Raw genomic sequence first — 12,811 nt, 5'->3', positions numbered from 1 at the left:
GCATCAGGTATAACTACCGTAAATACCATGCCATTGCGCTTTAGCAGGCCAAACACCGGTACTTTACCTCCAGCCCCTCGGCCTCGCTTACCTTTGCGACTGCCACCGAAATAACTTTCATCAGCTTCGATCTCACCTTCTAATAATTCAAGGTGTTCACTATGCTCATAAATCAACGTCCTTAAACGTTGAAAATAGCCAATGGCTGTTTTCACATTCACACCAACTAAAGATGCTGCGGTGCGGGCTGTTACTCCCCCTACAAATAACTCAATTAATCGCTGTTGCTTGTACCAGCTCAATCGGCTTTTTCTCATGCTCAGATAATACCTTTTTAAGTATTATCTGGATCAGCCCCTATACTTATTATTGCAACATTTATGTCCAACATCTTTGGAGTTCAAAAATGAAATATATAATGTTCGGCTTGTTAAGCATACTCACATTTAGCGTTCACGCTTCGACAATGACTTATTCTAACCAGGCTACATTTCAAAGCGCACTTGATTCAAGTGCTATCATCGATACTTCAGCTTATATCGGTGAAACGACAGATACCATCGATAATGATTTTTCAGATGCTGAGTTTTTTGGCCCTCTATCCAATGTCCGTAGTGATGATTACATTCTTAACGGAGAAGGTTTCTTTGGCGCAAGTACTCCGCACGTGGGATTAAACTTCGCAGGAGGTATCAACGGGATTGGTATTACATCTAATCCAATAGACGGTGGTGTAATTAAAATTTTTGACGGCCTAAATGGTACAGGAACGCTCTTGGGTGTAGTTGCTTTCGGAGGACAAGCTTCATCGTTATTTGGTGGAATTATATCCACAAACTCAATTCGTTCTGCAATATTTACTTGTGATTATAATTCCGATCTTGAATGTGGCTTACGCGATCCCGTTTATGGTTCGTTACAACAACCGCCTTCAGCAGTTCCAGTTCCGGCAGCAGCCTTCCTATTTACTCCAGCATTACTAGGTATGGTCGGCTTTCGTCGGAAGGTCAAAACTCAATAGTTTAAGTACATAAATCTCCCTTCCCCTATATTGGGGGAAGGGAGATTTACTATTTACCCTGTAATAACTTGTCACTCACCAACTTAGAGGCTAAAATACGCCATCGAATAAGGAACGCTGCAACAGGTGAGCAACCTGCTAGGCTTATTCAATACCCCATTCTTTAACTGCGTTCATTATTAACAGGTAACTGATAGTAATGAGCGAGATTTATTCCCCTCAAATAGCACAACTATCATTACCACAATCTCATTGTAATGAGGAAGTTGACTATGAGTAGCAATTATCTTTTTACTTCTGAATCTGTATCGGAAGGGCATCCAGACAAGGTTGCCGATCAAATTTCAGATGCCATCCTTGATGAAATCCTTCGTCAGGATCCCCATGCTCGCGTTGCTTGCGAAACATTAGTTAAAACCGGCACAGCCATTGTAGCTGGTGAAATCAGTACATCAGCATGGGTCGATCTCGAAGATGTCGTTCGTAAAACCATCACTGATATCGGTTATAACAGCTCAGATGTCGGTTTTGATGGTCAAACCTGCGCCGTAATGTCATTGATTGGTAAACAATCTTCTGATATCGCAATGGGTGTTGACAGAGATACTGAAGAACATCAGGGCGCTGGTGACCAAGGTTTAATGTTTGGTTATGCCAGTAACGAAACTGATGTATTAATGCCTGCGCCAATCACCTACGCACATCGTTTGGTCAAACGTCAGTCTGAAGTTCGCAAAAATGGTGAACTAAGTTGGTTACGTCCGGATGCTAAAAGCCAGGTCACATTCATCTATGAAGATGGCAAGCCTGTCGGTATTGATGCCGTTGTGTTATCGACACAGCATAGCCCTGATATTTCACAAGCCAGTCTTCATGAAGCGGTAATGGAAAGCATTATCAAACCAACACTACCTACCGAGTGGTTAACTGCAGATACAAAAATTCATATCAACCCGACGGGGCAGTTCATTATTGGTGGTCCTGTTGGCGACTGTGGCCTGACAGGAAGAAAAATCATTGTAGATACCTACGGTGGTATGGCTCGTCATGGTGGTGGCGCTTTCTCTGGTAAAGATCCATCAAAAGTTGACCGCAGTGCGGCTTATGCAGGTCGCTATGTTGCTAAAAACATCGTTGCAGCGGGTTTAGCTGATCGCTGTGAGATTCAGGTTTCTTACGCGATTGGTGTTGCCGATCCAACTTCTATCAGTGTTGAGACGTTTGGTACCGGAAAAATTTCTCAAGAAAAACTGGTCGCACTGGTACGTGAACACTTTGATTTACGTCCGGTTGGCTTAATTAAGATGCTCGACTTAATCCAACCTATCTACCAACCAACAGCGGCTTATGGTCATTTTGGTCGTGAAGATGTCGATTTTAGTTGGGAAAGAACTGATATGGCAGATGTATTACGCGATGCTGCTGGTTTATAAAAGAATTTGAGGAAATAATGATGGAATCACCAATTGAAAACCTGACGCCCGACTATAAAGTCGCAGATATTAATCTGGCTAAATGGGGTCATCAAGAAATCAAAATCGCTGAAAGCGAAATGCCAGGATTAATGGCCTTACGTGAAGAATACGCGGGCCAAACACCTTTGAAAGGTGCTCGCATCGCTGGCTGCCTACATATGACTATTCAGACAGCCGTGTTAATTGAGACACTCGTTGAACTCGGTGCCGAAGTACGCTGGTCGTCATGCAACATCTTCTCAACACAAGATCATGCTGCTGCAGCTATTGCTGATCAAGATATCCCTGTGTTTGCCTGGAAAGGTGAAACGGAAGAAGAAGCAGTCTGGTGTATTGAACAAACGATTATGGGGCCAGATAACTGGCGTCCAAATATGATTCTGGACGATGGTGGTGATTTGACTCAAATCATGCACGATAAGTACCCAGAATTACTGAAAGACGTCAAAGGTCTGTCAGAAGAAACCACGACAGGTGTTCACCGTCTGTATGAAATGATGAAAGAAGGCACATTAAAAGTCCCAGCCATCAACGTCAATGACTCGGTTACTAAATCTAAGTTTGATAACCTTTATGGCTGTCGTGAGTCATTATTGGACGGTATTAAACGCGCTACAGACGTGATGATCGCCGGTAAAATCTGTGTTGTCCTTGGTTATGGTGATGTAGGTAAGGGTTGTGCACAGGCATTCCGCGGCATGGGCGCAACGGTTTTTGTCACTGAAATTGATCCCATCTGTGCTCTACAAGCCAGCATGGAAGGCTATCGCATTGTCTCTATGGATGATGTCGCTGCTATGGGTGATATATTTGTCACCACTACCGGCAATATTGACGTTATCAATCACGGTCATATGCTGAAGATGAAAAATGAAGCTATCGTTTGTAATATCGGTCACTTTGATTCTGAAATTGATGTTGCTTCATTGCGTAAATACGAGTGGGAAAACATCAAACCTCAAGTTGATCATGTCATCTTCCCTGATGGTAAACGTATCATTTTGTTAGCAGAAGGACGCTTGGTGAATCTGGGCTGTGCAACCGGTCACCCTAGCTTTGTGATGTCAGCTTCCTTTACTAACCAAGTCATGGCACAAATTGAGTTATGGCAAAATGCTGACAATTATGAAAATAAAGTCTATGTATTGCCGAAAAAACTGGACGAAAAAGTCGCACAACTGCATTTAGGTCGAATTGGTGCGAATCTCACCACGCTGACTGAGGCGCAGGCGAAATATCTGGGACTGGAAAAAACAGGTCCGTTCAAACCTGAACATTACAGATATTAATCTTTAATCAATGTAAAAATGGGCTGATCTTTTCAGCCCATTTTTCTAATGTAAGTTACTGATATGGCAAAAAATCTCACACTGAGCTGCGAATTCTTTCCACCAAAAACTGAAAAAGGCATTGCTAACTTAAGCGCTGTCAGAGAACAACTAACCCCATTGAAACCAGAATTTTTCTCGGTGACTTTTGGTGCCGGTGGTTCAACACAAGACAATACGATGGATGCGGTAATAGACATTCAAAGACAGCATGCGGTGACCAATATTGACGCAGCTCCCCATCTTTCCTGTGTAGGCTCTTCTGCTGAGCGTATCCGTGCCTTATTAGATACCTATCGTAATAATGATATTCATCGTATCGTCGCACTTCGTGGTGACTTACCTTCGGGTATGCAAGCCCCCGGTGACTTTCGTTACGCCAATGAGCTGGTTGAGTTTATCCGTAAAGAAACAGGCGACTTTTTCACTATCGAAGTAGCTGCTTATCCGGAAGTCCATCCTCAAGCTCAATCAGCAAACGATGACCTCATTAATTTCAAGCGAAAAGTCGATGCAGGCGCAAATAGTGCTATCACTCAGTACTTTTATAATATTGATGCTTACCGCTATTTTGTTGATAACTGCCAGAAACATGGCATAGAGATTCCGATTATTCCCGGCATTATGCCTATTAATAACTTCACTCAACTTGCTCGTTTTTCAGCAAATTGTGGCGCAGAAATCCCTCGCTGGTTACGTAAAAAACTTGAAGCATTTTATGATGATAGCGCTTCCATGAGTGCTTTCACTGTAGATTTTCTGACTGACTTTACTCAGCAGTTAATCGAACTCGGCGTGCCCGGCATTCATTTTTACACGATGAATAAAGTTGACCCGACTCTGACTATTTGTGATCGTTTAGGGCTGATTAAATAAATCTTAAATTAAGATTTTTTATGTACCTGTAGGCAATGGCACAAGACTTGCGGTAACATATTTACATGGTCGTCAAAACACATAAAGAATTCTCGTGAAACCCTCATTACAGCTGCGTGTAGGCCAGAGTCTGTCGATGACTCCGCAATTACAGCAAGCCATTCGTTTGCTGCAATTGTCTTCGCTTGAGTTACAGACAGAAATTCAGGAAGCTCTGGAGAGTAATCCTCTACTCGAAGTGGAAGAAGACTTCGACTATGACGAAAATGCTCGAAAATCAAACACTGAAGATCAAACCAGTCGTGATATCAGTGAACTTGAGAATCAAAACATTCCTGAAGACCTGCCCGTCGATAGCCAATGGGAAGATACCTACGATTATCAACCTGTAAACACCAGCAACAGTAATATCATCCACGATGGTGATATGGAGCGGGAAAATCAGGACGAAAGTACCGACTCGTTGCAACAACATCTGCTCTGGCAAATGCGATTGACTCACTTCACAGAAATTGAAGAAGCCATCGCGACAACCATCATTGATTCGATTGAAGATGATGGTTATCTCAAAACATCACTGGAAGATATTCAAGCGAGTTTAGGTGAAGAGTTTGCTGAAATAGAACTGGATGAAATAGAAACAGTACTCCATCGTATTCAGCATTTTGATCCTGTTGGGGTGGCAGCCCGTGATTTACGCGAATGTTTGCTAATTCAGCTTCGCGTTTATGCAGAATCAGGTTTACCGCATATCGATCTGATGAAAGAGCTTATCGATAAACATCTCGATACCCTGGCCAAACGTGATTACGCCCAAATCAAACGCGCACTGAAAGTTTCTGATGATGAGCTCACTGAATTAGTTCGTTCCATTCAACTGTTAAATCCACGCCCTGGCAGTCAAATCCAAACAGATACCACGGAATATATTGTTCCCGATGTCTATGCAAAGAAATTTAAGGGCCAATGGGTGCTCTCACTCAACCCGGATAATGCACCGCGTTTACAAATAGCCGAACATTATGCGCAATTAATTAACAGAGCAGATAACAGCGCAGAAAATACCTATCTGAAAAATAATCTACAGGAAGCACGCTGGTTTCTAAAAAGCTTACAAAGCCGCAACGAAACCTTATTGAAAGTCACCGAAGCGATTATCGAAAGACAAAAAGACTTTCTCGACTTTGGTGAAGAAGCGATGAAGCCATTGGTTTTGGCTGATATTGCTGAAGCCGTAGAAATGCATGAATCCACTATTTCTCGCGTGACAACCCGCAAATACCTTCATACACCGAGAGGAATTTTTGAACTGAAATACTTTTTCTCCAGTCATGTCAGTACAGATGCCGGCGGAGAATGTTCAGCTACAGCGATTCGCGCTATCATCAAGAAACTGGTTGCCGCAGAAAATCCACGGAAACCATTGAGCGACAGTAAAATTGCCGATATCCTCGGAGAACAAGGTATTAATGTCGCCAGACGCACAATTGCAAAATATCGTGAAACGTTGGCAATAGCGCCATCGAATGAGCGAAAACGACTGGTATAAATACCAGTTATCATCACTCAATAAGGAGTCCATCATTATGCAGTTAAATTTAAGCGGACAACATATCGAAATCACTGACAGCTTACGCGATCACGTCAACAAAAAATTCGAAAAATTGACTCGCCATTTTGATCACATGACGAATGTTCATGTTGTGTTATCAGTAGAAAAACAACGTCAGAAAGCAGAAGCCACTGTTCATGTAAGTGGTGCTGATTTGTTCGCCTCGGATGAAAATGAAAACATGTACTCTGCTATTGAGAATTTGGTAGCTAAACTTGACCGCCAAATCATCAAGCATAAAGATAAAATTACCGATCATCATCAATCTGTCGGTGCCGATATGAAGCACAACGTCAACTAAACGAGATTTTTTTATGCTAATTGCCGCATTATTGGTTAATGCTGACAGTATCAGCTTTCATGACAATGCCACCAGCAAAAAGAAAGTACTGGAAAACTTAAGTCAAAAGTTAGCCAGTAACACTAACGCGACAACAGCAGAAAAAATATTTCAGGTTTTATTAGAACGAGAACGATTAGGCAGTACTGGTCTGGGCAAGGGCGTGGCAATTCCCCACGCCCGCGTCCCGGGACTGACACATACCATTGCGGCTATGCTAACCCTTGAAACCCCTGTTCCGTTCGAGTCCGTCGATAATCAACCTATCGATATTGCTTTTGGTTTATTAGTACCAGAAGAAGATACTGACCATCACCTACAATATTTATCACGTCTTGTTACCCTATTTCGTGATCCTGATATCTGCCAAAGGTTGCGTAAAGCAACAAGTGCCGAGCAAATTTTCGAACTACTCCTTTCCATCGACGAAGTTTAACCATGGCCCAAGCATTACAAACCAACTCACGCTATGGGGTAATGGTTTGTATCAATGGTTTAGGTGTGCTGATTAGCGGTCCCCCCGGTATCGGAAAAAGTAGCCTGGCTTTGCAATTAATCGTTGAAGGTCATCAATTAGTAGCTGATGATGTGATTGATCTCACTATTGAGAACAATCAACTTATTGGTCGTTCTCCCCCAATGTTAAAGAGCCTGCTTAACACACGTGAACTTGGCACTATCAATATCAAACACCAGTTTGGCCCGGCGCATGTCGCTGATTTTGTTCCGCTTCACTACCAACTTATCCTTCATCAGACATTGACCATGGATAGTCATCTGGAAGGCAACCAAACAAATAAAACGATTCTTGGTATCAAGATACCTACATTGCATCTCTCTCTGTCTAATCCGGTACCGGTGATAGTTCGTCTGTTAACCTGGTTGAACATGCAACAGTCAACAAATAATGCAAATGAACAGTTAAAATACCGTCAACAACAGCAAGTTCAGCAGTAATGCTTTCACATAGACTTGATGACAAATGGTATATCCATTACATTCATTACCGTTACAAGACAGAGGCTAAGCCAATTTGTCTATACACAGCGATGCTGTTTTTTTAGAGAACTAATATGACCGTAGGCATTTTACTTGTTTCGCACAATAACATCGGAACGGAGCTGATTAATACCGCTCGTCAAATGTTATCTTGTTGCCCACTTCCAACAAAAGTGATTTCCATTCAGACCAAAGACAACCCTGAAGCAATCCGCTTGGAAATGGATGAAGATCTAAAAAAACTTGACCAAGGTCACGGTATTCTCATACTGACTGACATGTTTGGCTCAACGCCAAGTAATATAGCTTGTGCGGTATCGGATAGAACAGATATCCGCGTTGTTTCAGGCTTAAACCTACCCATGTTGATACGCGTTTTAAACTACCCAGCCCTAAACCTAGAAGAACTTGAAATCAAAGCCTTGAGCGGTGGACAAGAGGGTGTGGTTCGCTGTCATCACACAGGCTATTCAAGAAAATGATGACAAAAACATTCACGATTATTAATAAACTCGGTTTACATGCACGGGCGGCAGCTAAATTTGTCACTACCGCTTCCGTTTATGATGCTGAAATTACCGTTGCCAGAGAAAGTAGAACCGTTAATGGCAAAAGCATTATGGGCGTGATGATGTTGGCAGCAGCCAAAGGATCACAAATTACTGTGACTGCTGAAGGTGATGATGCTGAACAGGCTTTAGAAGCGTTGGATACGCTTATTAATGATTTTTTCGGAGAAGGTGAATGACGCTTGAGCTACAAGGAATTGGCGTCTCTCGCGGCATTGCTATGGGGCGTGCCCATATTCTTTTTCATAATCAGCCGGATGTTCGCGAGTACTTGATCCCCGCCTTTGCAATAGAGCAAGAAGTCGATCGCTTTCTCGATGCTATTGATCAGGCAAGACAACAGCTGAAATCGATTCGAAATCATATTCCAGCCAATGCGCCTTCTGATGTGACATCGTTCATTGATACTCATTTATTGATGTTGAATGATTCATCATTAAATAAGATTCCGGTGGAGATGATCCGCCAGCGCCGTTGTAATGCTGAATGGGCATTGCAGTTACAACGTGATGCGCTGATTAATGTGTTTAATGAGATGGATGACCCCTATCTGCGTACACGACGTGATGATGTTGATCATGTGGTGAATCGTATTCACCGTATTTTGGCTGATCAAGAAGTCGCGGATCATGAAATTCCGGATGGCAGGCTAAAAGGTCACATTATTATTGCTGAGGATTTAACCCCGGCAGACACTGTGCTCATGCAACATCAGGGTATTGTTGCCTTCGTGACCGAACATGGTGGTGCAACCTCCCACACCACCATTCTGGCAAGAAGTCTGGGCATCCCGGCTATTGTCGGTGTCGAATCTGTTCGCCGTTATGTTCAGGATAACGAACCGCTGATCGTTGATGGTGAGACAGGGGTTATGTTGCTGGGTGCTGATGAACGCACGCAGTATGAATATGAAGGTCGCTTAATTGCTTTCCGTGAGCATATCTCGTCCCTTAGTCGTTACAAGTCACAACCCACGAAAACACGAGATGGTAAATCAGTCGTGCTGCTAGCCAATGCTGAACTACCTGAAGATGTCACCACGATTAGCAGTGCAGGAGCCCAAGGTATTGGACTCTATCGTACAGAGTTTTTATACATGAACCGCTTATCGCCACCAGAGGAAGAAGAACAGTTAGCCGCCTATCGCGATGTGGTTGAGGGCATGAATAATCATCCTGTGACAATACGGACATTCGACTTAGGTGCAGACAAAACCGTTGATGGTGGTCGTAACCTTAATCAGACCGTAGTGACCAATCCAGCTTTAGGTTTACGTGCTATACGCCTGTGTCTGAGTCAACCCGCCATGTTCCGCACCCAGTTGCGTGCAATTTTACGCGCTTCTGCTTTTGGCAAAATCAAAATCATGTTCCCGATGATTTCCACGATGAATGAACTGTTACAAGCAAAGAATCTGCTTGAACAATGCAAACAGGAATTAGATAAAGAGCATCTGGAATACGATCATCATATTGAAGTGGGTGCCATGATCGAAATTCCAGCCAGTGCTGTTTGTGCAGAAATATTTGCTCAGCAGGTCGACTTTCTCTCTATCGGCACGAATGACTTAATCCAGTACACACTGGCCATAGATCGTATCGATGATCATGTTAACTACCTTTATGACCCTCTTCACCCGGCTGTATTACGTCTTATATACATGACCCTGCAGGCTGGAAAAATGCACAATGTGGATGTATCCATGTGTGGTGAGATGGCTGGTGATCCGCGTTACACAAGGCTGCTACTTGCCATGGGATTGGAAAACTTCAGTATGCATCCCAATGCCATACTCGAAGTAAAACAGGTAATCAATGAAACTAACCTGAATGAACTTCCCCTCAACATACTGGACATCATGAATACCAGTGATCCATTGACGCTGGACTTATTGCTTGAGGAAATTAACGGTCCGACTCACTAATGATGAACACCTGCTGACATCAGATCCTATTTGTTGATGTCAGCCCTCAGCAAAAAACCTCTCAATCTCCTTAGTTTGACTGCTTACTATGCATTTCGCGCTATTCAGCAAGCGGCAAGCAAGCTAGAATAAGCACTAATCACAATCCTAAAAAACCTCCGTTGTTGAGAACTGGATATGTCTGAGCTGGACCACGATCACGCCCTGAATCAATCTATTAACGCTTTATCTGATGCCTTGCAAAGTGGTCGTTTTGTCAGAATGCGTCGGTTATTAGCAGGATTGCATCCAGCTGAAACAGCGCATCTCCTCGAATCTTTACCTCCTAATGAGCGGAAAATCTGTTGGCCATTAATTAATCCGGATTTACGTGGTGAAGTCCTGTCATACATCGGTGAGGAAGTCCGTACCGATCTGATGACAGATATGGATACGGCTGATCTGATTAATGCCACAGAAGATCTTGATACCGATGATATCGCCGATATTCTGCAAGATCTGCCGGATCATGTCGTGCATGAAATCTTGCGGGCTATGGATATTCAGCATCGACGCCGTGTTGAAGCTGTTTTAGCCTACGATGAGGAAAGTGCCGGTGGTCTGATGAATACAGACGTCACCACGGTACGAACAGATATCACGCTTGAGGTTGTTTTACGCTACCTGCGCATGCTGGGTGAATTACCAGAAAATACCGACAGTTTATATGTGGTTGATCATAACGATCACTATCTGGGCACATTACGTTTATCACAAGTGGTGAGCCGAAATCGCTCGCTATTGGTAAGTGAAGTGATGTCGCACCAGGTCGATCCGATTCCAGCGAATATGACGGATCGCGATGTTGCCAGACGATTTGAAAAACATGATCTGATATCTGCTCCCGTGGTCGATAAAGATAATCGCTTACTCGGTCGTATCACCATTGATGACGTCGTTGACGTTATTCGTGATGAAGCAGAACATTCGATGCTGAGTATGGCAGGTTTGGGTGAAGATGAAGACACCTTTGCTACCGTCAAACGCAGTGTCCATCGTCGTTCGGTATGGCTTGCTGTGAATCTGCTAACAGCCTTTCTGGCGTCATGGGTCATTGGTTTATTTGAAACAACCATTCAAAAGCAGGTCGCTCTTGCAGTGCTTATGCCTATTGTTGCCAGTATGGGTGGCATAGCCGGAAGCCAGACCTTAACGCTGGTCATTCGCTCTATGGCATTAGGCCAACTGAATAGTAAAAATGAACGCTGGTTATTGCGCAAAGAAATGCTGGTTGGCGCGACAAATGGCTTGATATGGGCCACGGCTATCGCGATAGTGACTGTGATCTGGTTTAATAGCGTGTCTTTAGGACTACTCATTGGTACTGCCATCGTTATTAATCTGGTGGCAGCAGCTCTTGCCGGCGTGACTATACCGCTGGGGCTGAAGCGAATAGGTATTGATCCGGCCCTATCTGGCAGCGTGTTACTCACGACTGTCACAGATGTGGTCGGTTTTATGGCCTTTTTAGGCTTTGCCAAATTATTTATTGTTTAACCTTTACTCGGAATCGGAACGAGATATGTCAGGTAATACCTTTGGAAAACTCTTCACTGTCACCACGTTTGGGGAGAGTCATGGCTCAGCTTTAGGTTGTATCGTTGATGGCTGCCCTCCCGGACTAGAATTAAGCGAAGCAGATTTACAAAGCGATCTGGATCGCCGTCGCCCAGGTAAAACTCGCCATGAGACACAACGCCGTGAACCCGATCAGGTCAAAATTCTGTCTGGGGTTTTTGAAGGTAAGACAACAGGCACCCCAATTGGTATGTTGATTGAAAATGTGGATCAACGTTCCAAAGATTACGGCAACATCATGCATCAGTTCAGACCCGCACATGCTGATTACACTTACCACCAGAAATATGGGGTACGTGACTATCGTGGTGGTGGTCGTTCCTCTGCCAGAGAAACGGCAATGCGCGTCGCGGCAGGCGGTATTGCCAAAAAATACCTTCGTCAGCGTTATGGTATTGAAATACAGGCATACCTATCACAACTCGGCCCAATAAAAACAGAAAAGTTAGATTGGTCACATATAGAAAAAAGTGCCTTTTTCTCACCTGACCCAGATAAAGAAACTGAACTCGAGGCCTATATGGACGCCTTACGCAAAGAAGGCAATTCGGTTGGTGCCAGAATTAACATCGTTGCTCGACATGTACCGGTTGGACTTGGAGAACCGATATTTGATCGTATAGATGCTGATATCGCACACGCCATGATGAGCATCAATGCAGTCAAAGGTGTTGAGATTGGTGCAGGCTTTGATTCGGTCACGCAAAAAGGTACTGAACATCGCGATGAAATTACTGCTGAAGGGTTTCTCAGTAATCATGCGGGCGGCACACTAGGTGGTATTACCAGCGGTCAGGATTTACTTGTCAGCATCGCGTTAAAACCGACTTCCAGCCTACGTTTACCAGGCCGCAGCGTCGACACACAAGGTAATGCAATTGAAGTTGTAACGAAAGGTCGCCACGATCCCTGTGTCGGTATTCGCGCGACACCTATTGCCGAAGCTATGCTGGCATTAGTTTTGATGGATCATGTGTTACGACATCGTGCTCAAAATATGGATGTCACTACCGATACCCCGATCATTCCTGCTCAGGCTTAACTCATTCA

At 43.8% G+C, this 12,811-nt stretch carries 14 protein-coding genes and 1 riboswitch; of the genes, 13 read left to right on the top strand and 1 reads right to left on the bottom strand.

Annotated elements, in window-relative coordinates:
• Window positions 1–317 (bottom strand): transposase (locus tag BM232_RS14105; RefSeq protein ID WP_143092300.1); only part of this gene is annotated, 317 nt, incomplete at its 3' end.
• 89 nt (window positions 318–406) lie between these two features.
• Between BM232_RS14105 and BM232_RS15155 the strand changes: the two genes are divergently transcribed.
• From BM232_RS15155 to aroC, 13 genes are all read left to right on the top strand, one after another.
• On the top strand, window positions 407–1,021 hold the full coding sequence (locus BM232_RS15155; RefSeq protein WP_091715989.1) for a hypothetical protein: 615 nt from the start codon (window positions 407–409) through the stop codon (window positions 1,019–1,021).
• 103 nt (window positions 1,022–1,124) lie between these two features.
• Window positions 1,125–1,203: riboswitch (S-adenosyl-L-homocysteine riboswitch) on the top strand.
• A 90-nt stretch (window positions 1,204–1,293) separates the two neighbouring features.
• Window positions 1,294–2,454, top strand: coding sequence for a methionine adenosyltransferase (metK, locus tag BM232_RS14095; RefSeq protein ID WP_091715987.1), 1,161 nt, complete (start codon window positions 1,294–1,296; stop codon window positions 2,452–2,454).
• Window positions 2,455–2,474: 20 nt separating this feature from the next.
• Entirely contained in the window at window positions 2,475–3,785 is a 1,311-nt protein-coding gene (gene ahcY / locus BM232_RS14090; RefSeq protein ID WP_091715983.1) for an adenosylhomocysteinase, read from the top strand.
• A 63-nt stretch (window positions 3,786–3,848) separates the two neighbouring features.
• Window positions 3,849–4,700: a methylenetetrahydrofolate reductase [NAD(P)H] gene (metF, locus tag BM232_RS14085; RefSeq protein WP_091715979.1), complete on the top strand. Its 852-nt coding sequence runs from the start codon at window positions 3,849–3,851 to the stop codon at window positions 4,698–4,700.
• 94 nt (window positions 4,701–4,794) lie between these two features.
• Entirely contained in the window at window positions 4,795–6,249 is a 1,455-nt protein-coding gene (locus BM232_RS14080) for an RNA polymerase factor sigma-54 (protein WP_091715976.1), read from the top strand.
• A gap of 37 nt (window positions 6,250–6,286) precedes the next feature.
• Complete coding sequence (hpf, locus tag BM232_RS14075) at window positions 6,287–6,613, top strand: ribosome hibernation-promoting factor, HPF/YfiA family (RefSeq protein WP_007147043.1); 327 nt, start codon at window positions 6,287–6,289, stop codon at window positions 6,611–6,613.
• A 13-nt stretch (window positions 6,614–6,626) separates the two neighbouring features.
• Window positions 6,627–7,088 (top strand): PTS sugar transporter subunit IIA, encoded by a 462-nt coding sequence (locus tag BM232_RS14070; protein WP_091715974.1) that lies wholly within the window; start codon window positions 6,627–6,629, stop codon window positions 7,086–7,088.
• Window positions 7,089–7,090: 2 nt separating this feature from the next.
• Window positions 7,091–7,609, top strand: coding sequence for an HPr kinase/phosphorylase (locus BM232_RS14065; RefSeq protein WP_091715972.1), 519 nt, complete (start codon window positions 7,091–7,093; stop codon window positions 7,607–7,609).
• A gap of 116 nt (window positions 7,610–7,725) precedes the next feature.
• Complete coding sequence (locus BM232_RS14060) at window positions 7,726–8,133, top strand: PTS sugar transporter subunit IIA (protein WP_007147046.1); 408 nt, start codon at window positions 7,726–7,728, stop codon at window positions 8,131–8,133.
• Window positions 8,130–8,399, top strand: coding sequence for an HPr family phosphocarrier protein (locus tag BM232_RS14055; protein WP_091715969.1), 270 nt, complete (start codon window positions 8,130–8,132; stop codon window positions 8,397–8,399). Before BM232_RS14060 ends, BM232_RS14055 begins: the two co-directional genes overlap by 4 nt.
• Window positions 8,396–10,144, top strand: a complete 1,749-nt coding sequence (ptsP, locus tag BM232_RS14050; protein ID WP_091715967.1) for a phosphoenolpyruvate--protein phosphotransferase — start codon at window positions 8,396–8,398, stop codon at window positions 10,142–10,144. The genes BM232_RS14055 and ptsP overlap by 4 nt, the downstream gene beginning before the upstream one ends.
• Before the next feature lie 177 nt (window positions 10,145–10,321).
• A complete protein-coding gene (gene mgtE / locus BM232_RS14045) occupies window positions 10,322–11,680 on the top strand; it encodes a magnesium transporter (protein WP_091715965.1) in 1,359 nt (452 codons plus the stop codon).
• A gap of 25 nt (window positions 11,681–11,705) precedes the next feature.
• Window positions 11,706–12,803, top strand: coding sequence for a chorismate synthase (gene aroC / locus BM232_RS14040; RefSeq protein WP_091715963.1), 1,098 nt, complete (start codon window positions 11,706–11,708; stop codon window positions 12,801–12,803).
• The last annotated feature ends 8 nt before the right edge of the window (window positions 12,804–12,811 follow it).

The sequence above is a fragment of the Methylophaga sulfidovorans genome (genome assembly GCF_900114205.1).
Lineage (GTDB): Bacteria > Pseudomonadota > Gammaproteobacteria > Nitrosococcales > Methylophagaceae > Methylophaga > Methylophaga sulfidovorans.
The sequence above is the reverse complement of the archived record's forward strand: the minus strand, read 5'-3'. Positions and strand labels throughout refer to the sequence as shown.

What these genes read in the sequence shown, in the direction of transcription:
- ptsP (WP_091715967.1), top strand. Translation starts at nt 8,396, where the DNA reads ATGACGCTTGAGCTACAAGGAATTGGCGTCTCTCGCGGCATTGCTATG.
- ahcY (WP_091715983.1), top strand. Translation starts at nt 2,475, where the DNA reads ATGGAATCACCAATTGAAAACCTGACGCCCGACTATAAAGTCGCAGAT.
- BM232_RS14060 (WP_007147046.1), top strand. Translation starts at nt 7,726, where the DNA reads ATGACCGTAGGCATTTTACTTGTTTCGCACAATAACATCGGAACGGAG.
- BM232_RS14070 (WP_091715974.1), top strand. Translation starts at nt 6,627, where the DNA reads ATGCTAATTGCCGCATTATTGGTTAATGCTGACAGTATCAGCTTTCAT.
- BM232_RS14065 (WP_091715972.1), top strand. Translation starts at nt 7,091, where the DNA reads ATGGCCCAAGCATTACAAACCAACTCACGCTATGGGGTAATGGTTTGT.
- metF (WP_091715979.1), top strand. Translation starts at nt 3,849, where the DNA reads ATGGCAAAAAATCTCACACTGAGCTGCGAATTCTTTCCACCAAAAACT.
- metK (WP_091715987.1), top strand. Translation starts at nt 1,294, where the DNA reads ATGAGTAGCAATTATCTTTTTACTTCTGAATCTGTATCGGAAGGGCAT.
- BM232_RS14055 (WP_091715969.1), top strand. Translation starts at nt 8,130, where the DNA reads ATGATGACAAAAACATTCACGATTATTAATAAACTCGGTTTACATGCA.
- aroC (WP_091715963.1), top strand. Translation starts at nt 11,706, where the DNA reads ATGTCAGGTAATACCTTTGGAAAACTCTTCACTGTCACCACGTTTGGG.
- BM232_RS15155 (WP_091715989.1), top strand. Translation starts at nt 407, where the DNA reads ATGAAATATATAATGTTCGGCTTGTTAAGCATACTCACATTTAGCGTT.
- mgtE (WP_091715965.1), top strand. Translation starts at nt 10,322, where the DNA reads ATGTCTGAGCTGGACCACGATCACGCCCTGAATCAATCTATTAACGCT.
- hpf (WP_007147043.1), top strand. Translation starts at nt 6,287, where the DNA reads ATGCAGTTAAATTTAAGCGGACAACATATCGAAATCACTGACAGCTTA.